Origin of the sequence: Jeongeupia naejangsanensis, from assembly GCF_016865585.1 — a bacterium.
GTDB lineage: Bacteria > Pseudomonadota > Gammaproteobacteria > Burkholderiales > Chitinibacteraceae > Jeongeupia > Jeongeupia naejangsanensis.
This window is the reverse complement of record NZ_JAESND010000003.1, coordinates 260,709-274,961: the sequence shown is the minus strand read 5'-3', so window position 1 is coordinate 274,961 and position 14,253 is coordinate 260,709. Positions and strand designations below refer to the sequence as shown.

Sequence of the window (14,253 nt, the reverse complement as noted above, 5' to 3'; positions counted from 1 at the left end):
ATCAGCCGTGTTGCTCGCGGTGCCGTACCAGTACCTGCCGTTGCTTGGAAAAATGCTTGTACAACTGCTCGGCCAGATAGACCGAACGATGCTGACCGCCTGTGCAGCCGATGGCTACCGTCACATAACTACGGTTGTCACGGTCGAACTCCGGCAGCCAGCGCTCGAGAAAGCCGAGCACATGCGTCAGATAACGACCGACCTGGGGCTGACGCTCGAGAAAGTCGATCACCGGCTGATCCTTGCCGGTCAGCGGCCGCAGCACCGGGTCATAGTGCGGATTGGCCAGGCAGCGGACATCGAAAACGAAGTCGGCATCGAGCGGCAGGCCATGCTTGAAGCCGAAGGACTGCACGACCAGGGTCAGCTTGCTGCGGTCGAGCGCGACAAATTCGCGTACCCACGCACGCAACTGGTTCGCCGACAGGCCGCTGGTATCGATCCGGTGCGACAACTCGGCAAAGTAGGCCAGCACCTCGCGTTCCAGCTCGATCGCCTCGCTGACCGTCCGTTCGCCATTGGCCAGCGGGTGACTGCGGCGGGTCTCGGAAAAGCGTTTGACCAGCATTTCGTCATTCGCTTCGAGGTACAGCAGGTGCACGTCGAGCCCCAGCTCGACCAGCGCCTCGTAGTGCTGCGGAAAACTGGAGAGATTGAGCGCGCTGCGCGCGTCGATGGCAATCGCGACACGCGGATAGCCATCCTCGTCGAGCATCGCCACCGTCTGCGGCAGTAGCGGTGCCGGCAGGTTGTCGATGCAGAAGTAGCCCAGATCCTCGAGCGCCTTGATCGCGACGCTCTTGCCGGCTCCGGACAGGCCGGACAACAGCACGACCTGCTGACGACGCCATACCATGATCAACGCTCCTTCGGGCCTACTCGCCCATTTCCATGAAACGCTGGTGACGTTCGATGAACTCGCGGGTCGAATCGATGCCGCGCAGCTGCAGGATGTAGTTGCGCACCGCGGCCTCCACCAGCACGGCGAGGTTGCGACCGGCGGCGACCGGAATCACCAGCTTGCGCGTCGGTACGCCAAGGATCTCCTGCGTCGCAGCCTGCATCTGCAGCCGGTCGATCGGCGCCAGCGTATCCCCGCCGGCCTTGGCCAAATGGATGATCAGTTTCAGCGTCTTTTTCGGCCGGACGGCGGTTTCGCCGAAGATGGTGCGGATGTTCAGCACCCCGATCCCGCGCACTTCGAGAAAGTCGCGCAACATCGGCGGGCAGCGGCCCTCCAGCGTCTCGGGATTGGTCCGGTAGACCTCGACGACATCGTCGGCCACCAGACCGTGGCCGCGCGAAATCAGCTCCAGCGCCAGTTCGGACTTACCCATCGACGACTCGCCGGTCAGCAGTACACCGACTTCGAGGACGTCGAGAAACACCCCGTGCAGGTGCGTCGAGACCGCCAGTGCTTTCGCCAGGTAATAGCGCAGCACGTCCATCAGATAGGGCGACTGCTCGGGACTGGTCAGCAGCGGCACATGATGCCGTTCGGCCCCGTCGCGCAGGGCATCGGGTACCGGCTGGCCGTTGGCGACGATCATTGCCGCCATTTCGCTGGCAAACAGCCGCTCGACCGACTCGCGCTGTGCCTCGGGCGACAGGTCGAGAAAATACTTGGTCTCGGCGATGCCGAGTACCTGGATCCGGTTCGGATGGATGAAGTTCAGATGACCGACCAGCGCGAGGATCGGCTTCTGTTCGGCCGAATCGTTGGTCAGCAGATTGTTCGCACCCGACTGCCCGGCGACCCACGTCAGCCGCAGCTTCTCGGCGTTGTCGATGAAGAGTTGCCTGGTGGTGATCTGCGGCATGGTCGCTCGTGGGCTGGGGTCGGGAACAGGGCAAACGCGGCGCGCTGCCCTTTAAGCTTACACGAGGGCGCCGGGGCTCAGAAGCCCGCGTACGGTTCCCAAGTGGAAATCAGCTTGTACGCTTCGCCCGGCTCGCCGAATGTCGCCAGTTGCTCGCGGACGGCCTTGTCCGAAAACAGCTGCGCCAGTTCGGACAGAATCTGCAAGTGCAGGTCCGTCGCATTGGCAGGGACCAGCAGCACGAAAATCAGCGACACCGGCTTGCCGTCCGGCGCGTCGTACGGAATCGGTGCCTTGAGACGCACGAACGCACCGGTGGCTTCCTTCAGCCCCTTGATACGGCCGTGCGGAATCGCCACGCCCTGGCCAAGGCCGGTCGAGCCGAGTTTTTCACGTGCGAACAGGCTGTCGAAAATCACGCTACGGGCAATGCCGTGGCTGTTCTCGAACAGGATGCCAACTTGCTCGAACACGCGTTTTTTGCTGCCCACGTCCATGTCGAGAAAGACATTTTGCGTCGGCAGAATCTTGGAAATCAGGCTCATTGCGAGAATCCATGAGCAGGAGGAACGTCGAAGCGGGCCATTGTATCGCCTCCCGGCCCGTAAACAAAAACGGGAATCCGCAGAACGGATTCCCGTTGGCAGGAAAAGGACACTTACTCTTCGGCGACGACTTGGCGACGGATGCTTTCGCCATCGTGGCCGTTGCGCTTTTCCTTGTGCTTGACGATCTGCCGGTCGAGCTTGTCGGCCAGCGCGTCAATCGCGGCGTACATGTCTTCGTCGATCGCCTCGACGTGGATATCCTTGCCCGGCACGTGCACGGTTGCCTCAATTTTCTGCTGCAGGCGTTCGACCGAGAGGACGACGCCGACTTCGATCACCGCGTCAAAATGACGCGCCACCCGTTCAAGCTTGCTCGTGATGTAATCACGAATTGCCGGGGTCACTTCGAGGTGATGGCCGCTGATATTGAGGTTCATAGACATTCTCCTTCAGGGAATCGCCGTTACAGGCATTTGCGCAGATTGACGGGTGGGATTTGCATCGCCTCCCTGTATTTGGCAACGGTTCGTCGCGCAACCACGACCCCTTGCCCTGCCAACGCTTCCGCGATGGCACTATCCGACAATGGCTTTTGCTTGTCTTCCTGCTGGACCAGCTGGCGAATCTGCGCCTTGATCGCCGTTGCCGAGGCTTCGCCGCCGGTTTCGGTCTCGACATGGCTGCCAAAGAAATACTTGAATTCGAAGATGCCGCGCGGCGTCAGCATGTACTTCTGCGTCGTGACGCGGGAAACGGTGGACTCGTGCAGATCGAGTTCGGATGCGATGTCACGCAACACCAGCGGCCGCATCGCGATTTCACCGTGCTCGAAGAAGGCGCGCTGCTTGTCGACGATGGCCTGACCGACCCTGAGGATCGTGTCGAAGCGCTGCTGCACGCTCTTGACCAGCCATTTGGCTTCCTGCAGCTCGCGCGCCAGCACGCCACCATCGCTGCGTTGCAGGATATCGGCGTACATCCGGTTGACCCTGAGCTTGGGTCTGGCCGCGTCGTTCAAGCGCACTCGCCACTGCCCCTTGTACTTGCTGACCAAAACATCGGCCACCACATAATGCGACGACTCGTCGCTCCATTGTGCACCCGGTCGCGGATTCAGGCTGACGATCAAGGCCTGCGCGGCCTTTAGCGCCGCTTCATCGCATTTCAGGCGGCGTTTTAACCTAGTGTAGTCGCGTGTCGCGAGCAAATCGAGACTGTCCCGCACGATTCCGATCGCCAGTTGACGTACGTCAGACACCGGCAAGGCAGCCAGCTGCAGAGCCAGGGATTCGGCCATGTCACAGGCACCGACACCGAGCGGTTCGAGCTGCTTGAGTCGCGCCAGCGCGATCGCCAGATCATCGAGTTCGAACTCGAACCCGCCAGCAAGTTCCGCAGGCAGCAGCGCAAGTATTTCCTCAAGCGGCTGGGTCAGAAAGCCGTCGTCGTCGAGCGCGTCAATCAGCCAGGTCAGCGCAGCACGATCGCGCAGCGGAATCGGCAACAGGCCGGCTTGCGCCAGCAGGTGTTCGCGCAAGGTCAGCTCGCGGGCAATGTTGCTGGCCGGATCGAAGTCGTCGTCGTCGTCGCCACCGCTACGCGCGCCGCCACCGCTGCCCTCCCAGCCCCAGTCGTCACTGTCGAATGCTGATTCGCTCGCCGGCGCATCGTCACTGCTGCTCTCTGCCGGCGCTTCGCTGCCGCCCTCGCCCTCGGACGAGGCGTGATGGTCTTCGCCACGCTCGAGCAGCGGATTTTCGGCGAGGAACCGCTCGACCTCCTGCTGAAAGTCGAGCGTCGACAGCTGCAGCAGCTTGATCGATTGCTGCAGCTGCGGCGTCAGGTTCAGCTGCTGTGAAAGGCGAAGTTGCAGCGATTGCTTCATGCCGCTACATCCGGAAGTGTTCGCCGAGATAGACCCGGCGCACCTGCTCGTTGGTGACGATGGCGCTCGGCAAGCCCGACGCCATCACGGCCCCTTCGGAAATGATGTAGGCGCGATCGCAGATGCCCAGCGTTTCGCGCACATTGTGGTCGGTGATCAGCACACCGATGCCGCGCTCCTTGAGGAAGCGGATGATGCGCTGGATGTCCATCACCGCAATCGGATCGACGCCGGCAAACGGCTCGTCCAGCAGGATGAAGCGCGGGCTTGCCGCGAGCGCACGGGCGATCTCGGCCCGGCGGCGTTCGCCGCCCGACAGGCTCATCGCGTTGTTTTCGCGCAGATGCGAGATGTGGAGATCGTTGAGTAATGCGTCGAGCTGGCGGGTGCGCTCGACCTTGTCGGCGACGTGCAGCTCGAGCACGGCGAGAATGTTCTGTTCGACCGTCATCTTGCGGAAGATCGATGCTTCCTGCGGCAGGTAACCCACCCCCATGCGGGCGCGCTCGTGCATCGGCAGGTGGCCGATGTCGATGCCGTCAAGGCGGATGTCGCCACCGTCCTTGGCAACCAGCCCGACGATCATGTAGAAGCTGGTGGTCTTGCCCGCGCCGTTCGGCCCGAGCAGCCCGACGACCTCGCCGGCCGCGACGTCGATCGACACGTCCTTGACGACGGTACGCTTCTTGTAGCGTTTCATCAGACCATTGGCACTGAGCACGGCCTTGGCTTCGGTCATTGCGCGTCCTTGCTCCACGAACCACCGGACTTCGGCGCACTGGCGGCTGCCGGCTTGCTGGCGGCGGGTTTGCTCGCCACCGCCTTGGCGGGTTTGGCCGCGGTGGCACTGGCGTCCTTCTTCTTCGGCATCAGCGTGATGTTGACGCGGCTGCCCGGCTTGCCGTCGGTTTGCGCCTGATAGGTCGAAGTTGCCATGTCGTAGACGATCACGTCGCCGATGACCTCGTCACCGGTGTCACGACGCACCCACGCCTTGTTGATCAGCTTGAGGATGCCGGTCTTGCCATCGTAATCGTAATGCAGCGAGTTGGCATCGACCCATTCACCGGTATCCATGCGCTGGCGGAACTTCACCGGCTTGCCGTCGCCCTGCGAGAACTGGTTGCCGTCGGCGTCCTGACGTACGGTGACCTTGTCGGCCTTCAGCGTCATCGTGCCCTGCACGACGATGACATTGCCGGTATAGACACCGACATTGTTCTTTTGATCGAAATTGGCGTGATCCGCCTCGATATTCATCGGTTTTTCGCGGTCGGCGTTCTCTGCGTGCGCCATCGGCGCGGCCAGCAGGATCAGCGCCGACAGTTCAGCGGCGCGGCGGCGGCGGGACATAGGTCGTGCTCACTTTGGAGAGGAGTTCCAGGGTTTCCTTGTCCATGTCGGCATTGAACCCGACACCGGACACGGTGTATGCGCCCATCTTGCCGTTGACCGGCGTCTTGGACCAGACGAAATTCTCGTTCGGTTTGACCCAGACATCCGAGCTGACCACGTCGAGCTGCGGCTTGTCTGCGCTCGGCGCCCGGGTCAGCTTGGCATCGTCGGGGAACCAGACGAGGGTACCATTTTGTTCGGTGCGCGCGCGCTTGCCGACGACGGTCACCTCGGGCGTATCGGGCTTGGTGTAGTGGATGCGCGGCTGGTCGAGCCAGTTGGTATCACCGGCCGGATAGTGTCTGAGCCGGTCGGCATAGACGCGCGACAGGCGCTTGCCGTTCACGTCGAAACGGTAGGCCGTTGCATTCTGCGCAATCAGGTCGGGTTCGTTCGGCCGGTCGGGCCGGCCGACGCCGGGCACCTGGGCCACTTCGTTGAGGATCAGCACCAGCGCGCCGAGCGTCGCCAGCAGCACCATCGGGAGAAGTTTGGTCGACAGGCCGCCCATGATCAGCGCAGGTAATGGGCCATCAGCCCGTCGTACGTACCCTGCGCCTGCATGATCAGCTCGCACACCTCGCGCACGGCACCGCGGCCGCCGGCTCGACCGGTGACGTAGTGGGCGTTCTGCAGGACGATCTCGGGCGAGTCGGGCACGGCAACGGCAAAGGCTGCACGGCGCATGACCGGCAGATCGATCACGTCATCACCCATGTAGCCGCATTCGTCGGCAGTCACGCCGGCCGCGGCAAGCAGTTCGCCGAAGGTCGCGAGCTTGTCGTGCGCGCCCTGGTAGACGAAATCGATGCCGAGATTGTTCGCACGATGCTCGAGCAGCTTCGATTTGCGGCCGGTGATGATCGCCAGCTTGACGCCGGTCTGCTGCAACATGCGCAGGCCATGACCGTCGAGCGAATTGAAGGCCTTCATTTCCTCGCCTGCGTCGTTGTAATACAGACCACCATCGGTCATGACGCCGTCGACGTCAAAAATCATCAGTCGCACTGCACGGGCTTTTTCCTGCATTTCGATTTCCCTTGTTCTTTTCTCAGACGACCCGGGCACGCAACAGGTCGTGCATGTTCAACGCACCGACCAGCCGACCGGCGTCGAGCACCAGCAGGCCGTTGATGCGGCGTTGTTCCATGACCTGCACCGCTTCTGCGGCGAGGTGGTCGGCATCGATCGTCAGCGGCGCGTGCGTCATGACCTGCGCCACCGGCGTGGCCAGCACGTCACGGCCATCGTCGAGCGCGCGTCGCAAGTCGCCGTCGGTAAACACGCCGACCAGCACGCCGGTGGCATCGACCACGGCGGTCATGCCCATGCCCTTGCGGCTGATTTCCAGCAACGCATCGCGCAGCAACACGTCGTCGCGCACCACCGGCAATGCATCACCTGCATGCATGACGTCACGCACATGAACCAGCAGGCGGCGACCGAGACTGCCGCCCGGATGGGACAGCGCAAAATCTTCGGCCTTGAAACCGCGCGCATCAAGTAAGGCCACCGCCAGTGCATCGCCCAGCGCCAGCGCCGCCGTCGTGCTGGCCGTCGGCGCCAGGTTCAGCGGACAGGCCTCTTGTGCCACACCGGCGTCAAGCCAGACGTCGGCCGCACGGACCAGCGTCGAATCCGCCCGCCCCGCCAGCGCAACCACCTTGACGCCGAGCCGCTTCAGGCTCGGCAAGATCGCCAGCACCTCGTCGCTCTCACCCGAGTACGACAGCGCCAGTACGACATCCTCGGCCCTGATCATGCCCAGATCGCCGTGAACGGCCTCGGCCGGATGGACGAACATCGCCGTCGTACCGGTGCTCGCCAGCGTTGCGGCGATCTTGCGCGCGATATGGCCGGACTTGCCCATGCCGGTCACGACGACGCGGCCGGAACAGCCGAGCAGCAGCGCACAGGCCGCGTCAAAGCGGTGATCAAGCCGTGCTGCCATGGCGGTGATCGCGTCGGCTTCGATCGCCAGCACCTGACGCGCCTGCGCCAACGATTGCGTGATTTCACTCATGGGCCCCAGTATAAAAGAGCCATGCAGGGCGCGGCCAGCAAGTAGGCCACACCGGCAGGTATAATTTTTGCCAGACCCTCCACGGAACCTTCCGGCTGCAGCCCATGCCCGTTCACCTTTCCTCCCTGTTGCTGCTGCTTGGCGCCGCGGTCATCACCGTTGTGCTGTGCCGGCTGGTCAAGCTGCCGGCGATGCTCGGCTATCTCTTCGTCGGCATGCTGATCGGCCCCCATGCGCTCGGCCTGATCGCCAGCAGCGAGGAAGCAACCCATCTGGCCGAGTACGGCGTGGTGTTCCTGATGTTCACGCTGGGGCTCGAATTCAACCTCGCCAAACTCAAGGCCATGCGACGCATCGTGTTCGGACTCGGCGCGGCACAGGTCGGGGCGATGGTGCTGATCGTGATCATCGGGCTGGTGCTGATCGTCCGGCTGAACTGGGCCGCCGGGCTGGCGCTGGGCGGGGCGCTGGCGATGTCGTCGACGGCGATGGTCTCCAAACTGTTGTCCGAACGTAACGAACTCAATGCGGCGCACGGCCAGAATGCGATCGGCATCCTGCTGTTCCAGGATCTGGCGGTCGTGCCGCTGCTGATCATGCTGCCGGTGCTGAGCCAGCCCGGCGAAGCGATGCTCAACGCGCTCGGTTTCGCGGCGCTGAAGATCATCGTCGTGCTGTTCCTGTTGCTCAACCTCGGCCAAAAGCTGATGCGGCCGTGGTTCAACCTCGTCGCCAAGCAGCATTCGAGCGAGCTGTTCATGCTCAACCTGCTGCTGGTGACGCTCGGCATCGCCTGGCTGACCGAACTGTCCGGCCTTTCGCTGGCGCTCGGCGCCTTTCTGGCCGGCATGCTGATTGCCGAAACCGACTACCGCTATCAGGTCGAGGACGACATCCGGCCTTTCCGCGACCTGCTGCTCGGGCTGTTCTTCGTCACCGTCGGCATGACGCTGAATTTCGGCCAGCTCGCCGACCGGTGGTGGCTGGTGCTGATCATTCTGGTGATCCTGCTGCCGCTGAAAATCGCCATGATCGCCGGGATCGCACGCTGGTTCGGTGCCAGCGCCGGCGTGTCGCTGCGCACCGGTTTCGCGCTCGGCCAGGGTGGCGAGTTCGCCTTCGTCCTGCTGACGCTGGCCGGCAGCGGCAAGCTGCTGCCCGATCCGCTGCTGCAGGCGACCACGGCGGCCATCGTGCTGTCGATGCTGGCGACACCGTTCATCGTCCAGCACTCCGACAAGCTGGTGCTGCGGTTTGCCGCATCCGAATGGATGAACATGGCCGCCAACCTGCACCAGATCGCGGTACGGACGATGCAGAGCCAGGGGCACGTGATCGTCTGCGGCTACGGGCGAAGCGGCCAGAGTCTGGCGCGGATTCTGACCGAGGAAAAAATCCCCTTCTTCGCCCTCGACCTCGACCCCGAGAAAGTCCGCGAAGCCGGTGCCGCCGGCGAGTCGGTCGTCTTCGGCGACGCCGCCAAGCGCGAGGTGCTGATGGCCGCCGGGCTGATGCGTGCCCGTGCGCTGGTCGTCAGCTACGCCGACACGCACTCGGCGATGAAGATTCTCGAGCTCGCACACCAGATCCGCCCGGAGCTGCCGGTCATCGTGCGGACCTATGACGAAACCGACGTCGACAAGCTGAAGAACGCCGGTGCGGCCGAGGTCGTCGCCGAAATCCTCGAAGGCAGCCTGATGCTGGCCTCGCACACGCTGATGCTGCTCGGCGTGCCGCTGAACACCGTGCTCAAGCGCATCCGCCACGTCCGCGAGGACCGCTACCAGATGTTCCGCGGCTTCTTCCGGGGTACGACCGAGGATCTCGAAGACAATGCCAGCCAACCGCGCCTGCACACGATCCACCTCAACGGCGACGCCAGCGCCATCGGCCGCCGCCTCGGCGACATCGGCCTCGCCGGCCTGCACGTCGAGGTCAAGGGCGTGCGGCGGAAGTCCATGCCCCCGACCCAGGTTCAGGACGAACTGGTGCTGCAGGAGAACGACGTGCTGGTCCTGCTCGGCGAACCGGAGAATCTCGCTGCCGCCGAGATGATCCTGCTGCAGGGCAGCTGATCCGGCCCGGACCAACGACAACGCCCCGCATTGCGGGGCGTTTTGCTGCGTCGGCGAGACCGATCTATCGGCCGCTCAGCCGGGGCCGCTTGCCGATTTTCACCTGCACCGTCTGGCCCTTGCCGGCACGGAATACTTCCATCGGCACATTGGAGTCCGGCTTGAGGCCGGCGATTTGGTTGAGCATGTCCGACGAATCCTTCACCGGCTGGCCGTTGATAGCGAGCAGGATGTCGCCGGGGCGCATCCCGGCAGCATCGGCCGGACCGGCACGGACGATGCCCGCGATCAGCGCGCCATGCGCTTCGGGCAGCTTGAACGAAGCCGCCAGTTCCGGCGTCACGTCCTGCGCCTCGATGCCGAGCCAGCCGCGCGTCACGCCGCCCTCCTTGATGATCGCATCCATCACCTGCCGGACCGTCGTCGCCGGAATCGCGAAACCGATGCCGAGCGAGCCGCCACTGCGCGAATAGATCGCCGTGTTGATGCCGACCAGGCTGCCACGGGTATCGACCAGCGCACCACCCGAGTTGCCCGGGTTGATGGCCGCATCGGTCTGGATGAAGTTCTCGAAGGTATTGATGCCCAGCTGCGAGCGCCCCAGTGCCGACACGATGCCCATCGTCACCGTCTGGCCGACGCCGAAGGGGTTGCCGATCGCCAGCACCACGTCGCCGACCTGCATGCGGTTGACGTCGGCAAAGGCCAGCGTCGGCAGCTTGTCGAGGTCGACCTTGATCACCGCGATGTCCGTATCCGGATCGCTGCCGATGATCTTGGCTTCGGCGGTCCGCCCGTCGGCGAGTGCAACCTCGATTTCGTCGGCCGATTCGACGACGTGGTTGTTGGTGACGATATAGCCGCGATCCGAAACGATGACGCCCGAACCGAGGCTGGAGGTCCGCTGCGTTTCGTCGCCGCCAAAGCGGTCGTCGAAGAAGCGCTTGAAGAACGGGTCGTTCAGCAACGGGTGGCTGCGCGCCTTCACGTCCTTGGCCGTGTAGATGTTCACCACGGCGGGCATCGCCCGATGTGCCGCGTCGTGATAGCTGTCAGGCGTGACGACCGGCGCAGATGCGTCGGCCGGCGCCTGGCGCACCGTCACGACATTGGCAACCGGCCGCGGCAGCCACTGCGGGGCGACCAGCGTGAGCACGAACCAGACCGCGAGGCCGATCGTGGCGGTTTGTGCGAAAATCAACCATAGCTTTTTCATCGGCAGAATGACGTTGATCGCAAGATTCGAATTGGAAAATTATATCGGACAACTGCTCGCGGTTGACCGATTCCGGGACTATTGTCCGAACGGCCTGCAGGTCGAGGGCCGGGATTCGGTCCGGAAAATCGCTACGGCGGTCACCGCAAGCCAGGCCGCCGTCGACGCGGCAATCGCCGCGGAGGCCGATACGCTGCTGGTCCACCACGGCTACTTCTGGAAAAGCGAAGCGGCACCGATCCGTGGCACCAAGAAGGCCCGCATCGCCGCGCTGCTCAAGGCCGACGTGAATCTGCTCGCCTACCACCTGCCGCTCGATGCCCACGCCGAACTCGGCAACAACGCCCGTCTCGGCGCCTTGCTGGGCCTGAACGCAACCGGCCGCTTCGGCGAGCAGGATCTCGGCTGGCTGGGCGAACTTGCCGAGCCCTGCACGCTGGCCGACTTTACCGCTCGCACCGCTAGCGCACTCGATCGCGCACCGCTAGTGATCGGCGACGCAGCCAGGCCGGTCCGGCGTGTGGCATGGTGCACCGGCGGCGCGCAGGGCTACTTTCACCAGGCGGTCGAACTGGGCATCGACGCCTTCGTGACCGGCGAAGCCTCCGAATTCGTCACCCATCTCGCCCGCGAAACCGGCGTCGCCTTCATCGCAGCAGGACATCACGCCACCGAGCGTTACGGCGTGCGCTCGCTCGGGGAACATCTGGCCAGCCGATTCGGTCTGGAACTCATTCATCTCGACATCGAGAATCCGGTATGAACATCCGTCATCTACTGCCCCTCGCTGCGGCACTGCTGCTTGCCGCCTGCGCCACCCCGACGGTCCAGCCGCCAGCCGCCAGCACACCGGCCCCGGACCAGACGCAGTCCCAGACCGCAACCGTTCCGAGCATCGTCATCGACGGCCGCACGCCGCAAGCCATTCTCGACGATGTCGTTGCCTACCGGACCCAGAAGGGCATGCGCGTGCTGACGCGCGCCGACAAGCGCGTCGAATTCAAGCAGGTGGTACCGAAGGCCAAGGTACCGACCGAAGCCCGGATGCGCTACGAACTGACCCCGGTCGGCAAGGGCTGGAAACTGTCCGCACGTGTCTTCCAGGTCAGCTACCCGGGCACGACGCGCGAAGCGGTCAGCGACATCACCACGCAGGTCGCCGACAAGCTCAACGACGAATTGCCGCGTTACGCGCGCACCGGCGCAAGCCGGTAGCAAGCTGGTCCCAGCGTACCCTCTTACCCACGCCGACCACGTGGTCAGCTTCCTGTTCCCTCGCCGCTCGGGTAGAATTCACGGGTTTAGGTATAAGTTCCAAACATCAGGGATTGGGTATGAGTGACCAGCAAGTCGATAACAGCAAACGGCGCTTCCTGCTGATTGCCACCGGCGTAGCAGGCGCCGGTGCGGTCGCAGGGATTGCGACACCGTTCATCGCGAGCTTCCTGCCGTCCGAGCGCGCCAAAGCAGCAGGCGCACCGGTCGAAGTGGATATCAGCAAGCTCGAATTGGGCCAGCAGATCAACGTCGAATGGCGCGGCAAGCCGGTCTGGGTGCTCAAACGCACGCCGGAAATGCTCGCCAACCTGCCCAAGCTCGACCCGAAACTGCTCGACCCGAAGTCGGACGGCAGCGTCCAGCCGGACAACTGCAAGAACGAAGCACGTTCGATCAAGCCGGAAATCCTCGTCGCGGTCGGCGTCTGTACCCATCTGGGCTGTTCGCCGACCTTCCGTCCGGACCTCGGCCCGGCTGACCTCGGCGGCGACTGGCTCGGCGGCTACTACTGCCCCTGTCACGGCTCCAAATACGACCTCGCAGGTCGGGTCTATTCGGGCGTCCCGGCGCCGAAGAACCTCGACATTCCGCCCTACAAATACCTGTCCGACACCCGGATCATGGTCGGCGAATAAGGCAAGGGGAGCTGAGGCATGAGCAAGGCACAACAAGTAGGACAACAGGTCCTGAACTGGGTCGACGATCGTTTTCCGCTGACGTCGACCTGGAAGGCGCACGTATCGGAATACTACGCGCCGAAAAACTTCAACTTCTGGTACTTCTTCGGCTCGCTGGCGATGCTGGTCCTGGTGATCCAGATCGTCACCGGCATCTTCCTGACGATGAACTACAAGCCGGACGGCAGCCTGATCCCGGGCACCAACGTCTCGGTCGCGTTCAACTCGGTCGAGTACATCATGCGCGACGTCGCGGGCGGCTGGATCATCCGCTACATGCACTCGACCGGCGCCTCGATGTTCTTCGTCGTCGTCTATCTGCACATGTTCCGCGGCCTGATCTACGGCTCGTACCAGAAACCGCGCGAGCTGGTCTGGGTGTTCGGCACGCTGATCTTCCTGTGCCTGATGGCCGAAGCCTTCCTCGGCTACCTGCTGCCGTGGGGCCAGATGTCGTTCTGGGGCGCACAGGTCATCGTCAACCTGTTCGCTTCGCTGCCGATCATCGGTCCGGATCTGTCGACCTTCATCCGTGGTGACTTCGTCGTTTCCGACGTCACGCTGAACCGCTTCTTCGCGCTGCACGTCATCGCCGTACCGCTGGTGCTGCTGGCGCTGGTCGTCGCCCACCTGGTCGCGCTGCACGAAGTCGGCTCGAACAACCCGGACGGCGTAGAGATCAAGAAGAACAAGGACCCGAAGACCGGCATTCCGCTCGACGGCATCCCGTTCCACCCGTACTACACGGTGAAGGACATCTTCGGTGTCGCGGTCTTCCTCGCGGTGTTCACCACCATCGTGTTCTTCTTCCCGAACATGTTCGGTTACTTCCTCGAAGACAACAACTTCATCCCGGCCGACCCGCTGAAGACGCCGCCGCACATTGCGCCGGTGTGGTACTTCACGCCGTTCTACGCGATCCTGCGCGCGATTCCGTCCTTCCTCGGCACCCAAGTCTGGGGCGTGCTGGCCATGGGCGCTGCGGTGGTGGTGATTGCCTTCCTGCCGTGGCTCGACCGCAGCCCGGTCAAGTCGATCCGCTATCGCCCGGCTTTCTTCAAGTGGATTCTGGCCGTCTTCCTCGTCGCGTTCTTCGGTCTCGGCATTCTCGGCGCGCTGCCGCCGGACGGCCTGCGTACCATCCTGTCGCAGGTGTTCTCGGTAATCTACTTCGCCTTCTTCCTCGGCATGCCGTTCTACACCCGCTGGGGCCAGACGCTGCCGGTGCCGGAACGCGTGACCGACACCAACGGCCGCCGCCAGATGATCTTCGGCATCCTGATGCTGGTGACCTTCCTCGGCGCCGCGATTTTCGCGAAACTGGTTTGATTGAGGA

At 63.5% G+C, this 14,253-nt stretch carries 16 protein-coding genes; 5 read left to right on the top strand and 11 right to left on the bottom strand.

Going from position 1 to position 14,253, the window contains the following annotated elements; genetic code table 11:
* Window position 1: 1 nt before the first annotated feature.
* From rapZ to JMJ54_RS09045, 10 genes are all read right to left on the bottom strand, one after another.
* Window positions 2–856, bottom strand: coding sequence for an RNase adapter RapZ (gene rapZ / locus JMJ54_RS09090; RefSeq protein WP_203537976.1), 855 nt, complete (start codon window positions 854–856; stop codon window positions 2–4).
* A gap of 19 nt (window positions 857–875) precedes the next feature.
* Entirely contained in the window at window positions 876–1,820 is a 945-nt protein-coding gene (gene hprK, locus JMJ54_RS09085) for an HPr(Ser) kinase/phosphatase (protein ID WP_203537975.1), read from the bottom strand.
* A gap of 77 nt (window positions 1,821–1,897) precedes the next feature.
* Window positions 1,898–2,365 carry a PTS IIA-like nitrogen regulatory protein PtsN gene (ptsN, locus tag JMJ54_RS09080; RefSeq protein WP_203537974.1) on the bottom strand — a complete coding sequence of 156 codons (468 nt, stop codon included), beginning with the start codon at window positions 2,363–2,365 and terminating at the stop codon, window positions 1,898–1,900.
* 113 nt (window positions 2,366–2,478) lie between these two features.
* Window positions 2,479–2,805 carry a ribosome hibernation-promoting factor, HPF/YfiA family gene (gene hpf, locus JMJ54_RS09075; protein WP_203537973.1) on the bottom strand — a complete coding sequence of 109 codons (327 nt, stop codon included), beginning with the start codon at window positions 2,803–2,805 and terminating at the stop codon, window positions 2,479–2,481.
* A 26-nt stretch (window positions 2,806–2,831) separates the two neighbouring features.
* A complete protein-coding gene (locus tag JMJ54_RS09070; RefSeq protein WP_203537972.1) occupies window positions 2,832–4,253 on the bottom strand; it encodes an RNA polymerase factor sigma-54 in 1,422 nt (473 codons plus the stop codon).
* 4 nt (window positions 4,254–4,257) lie between these two features.
* Window positions 4,258–4,992 carry an LPS export ABC transporter ATP-binding protein gene (lptB, locus tag JMJ54_RS09065; protein WP_203537971.1) on the bottom strand — a complete coding sequence of 245 codons (735 nt, stop codon included), beginning with the start codon at window positions 4,990–4,992 and terminating at the stop codon, window positions 4,258–4,260.
* Window positions 4,989–5,606: a lipopolysaccharide transport periplasmic protein LptA gene (gene lptA / locus JMJ54_RS09060; protein ID WP_203537970.1), complete on the bottom strand. Its 618-nt coding sequence runs from the start codon at window positions 5,604–5,606 to the stop codon at window positions 4,989–4,991. Before lptA ends, lptB begins: the two co-directional genes overlap by 4 nt.
* The gene (gene lptC / locus JMJ54_RS09055; RefSeq protein ID WP_203537968.1) at window positions 5,581–6,159 is read right to left on the bottom strand and encodes an LPS export ABC transporter periplasmic protein LptC; all 579 of its coding nucleotides are present in this window, start codon (window positions 6,157–6,159) and stop codon (window positions 5,581–5,583) included. The genes lptA and lptC overlap by 26 nt, the downstream gene beginning before the upstream one ends.
* Before the next feature lie 2 nt (window positions 6,160–6,161).
* Window positions 6,162–6,677 (bottom strand): KdsC family phosphatase, encoded by a 516-nt coding sequence (locus JMJ54_RS09050; RefSeq protein WP_203537966.1) that lies wholly within the window; start codon window positions 6,675–6,677, stop codon window positions 6,162–6,164.
* 22 nt (window positions 6,678–6,699) lie between these two features.
* Complete coding sequence (locus tag JMJ54_RS09045) at window positions 6,700–7,671, bottom strand: KpsF/GutQ family sugar-phosphate isomerase (RefSeq protein WP_203537964.1); 972 nt, start codon at window positions 7,669–7,671, stop codon at window positions 6,700–6,702.
* Between the two features lie 104 nt (window positions 7,672–7,775).
* On the opposite strand from JMJ54_RS09045, the gene JMJ54_RS09040 reads away from it, so the two are divergent.
* Window positions 7,776–9,746: a monovalent cation:proton antiporter family protein gene (locus JMJ54_RS09040; protein WP_203537962.1), complete on the top strand. Its 1,971-nt coding sequence runs from the start codon at window positions 7,776–7,778 to the stop codon at window positions 9,744–9,746.
* Window positions 9,747–9,810: 64 nt separating this feature from the next.
* Here JMJ54_RS09040 and JMJ54_RS09035 read toward each other — a convergent pair whose 3' ends face one another.
* The gene (locus tag JMJ54_RS09035) at window positions 9,811–10,962 is read right to left on the bottom strand and encodes a S1C family serine protease (protein WP_203537960.1); all 1,152 of its coding nucleotides are present in this window, start codon (window positions 10,960–10,962) and stop codon (window positions 9,811–9,813) included.
* A 7-nt stretch (window positions 10,963–10,969) separates the two neighbouring features.
* Between JMJ54_RS09035 and JMJ54_RS09030 the strand changes: the two genes are divergently transcribed.
* The 4 genes from JMJ54_RS09030 (at window position 10,970) to JMJ54_RS09015 (ending at window position 14,246) form a co-directional block, all read left to right on the top strand.
* Window positions 10,970–11,725 (top strand): Nif3-like dinuclear metal center hexameric protein, encoded by a 756-nt coding sequence (locus tag JMJ54_RS09030; RefSeq protein WP_203537959.1) that lies wholly within the window; start codon window positions 10,970–10,972, stop codon window positions 11,723–11,725.
* Complete coding sequence (locus JMJ54_RS09025) at window positions 11,722–12,177, top strand: hypothetical protein (protein WP_203537958.1); 456 nt, start codon at window positions 11,722–11,724, stop codon at window positions 12,175–12,177. The genes JMJ54_RS09030 and JMJ54_RS09025 overlap by 4 nt, the downstream gene beginning before the upstream one ends.
* 119 nt (window positions 12,178–12,296) lie before the next feature.
* Window positions 12,297–12,875: a ubiquinol-cytochrome c reductase iron-sulfur subunit gene (gene petA / locus JMJ54_RS09020; protein WP_203537957.1), complete on the top strand. Its 579-nt coding sequence runs from the start codon at window positions 12,297–12,299 to the stop codon at window positions 12,873–12,875.
* Between the two features lie 18 nt (window positions 12,876–12,893).
* Window positions 12,894–14,246: a cytochrome b gene (locus tag JMJ54_RS09015; RefSeq protein ID WP_203537956.1), complete on the top strand. Its 1,353-nt coding sequence runs from the start codon at window positions 12,894–12,896 to the stop codon at window positions 14,244–14,246.
* Window positions 14,247–14,253 lie beyond the last annotated feature (7 nt).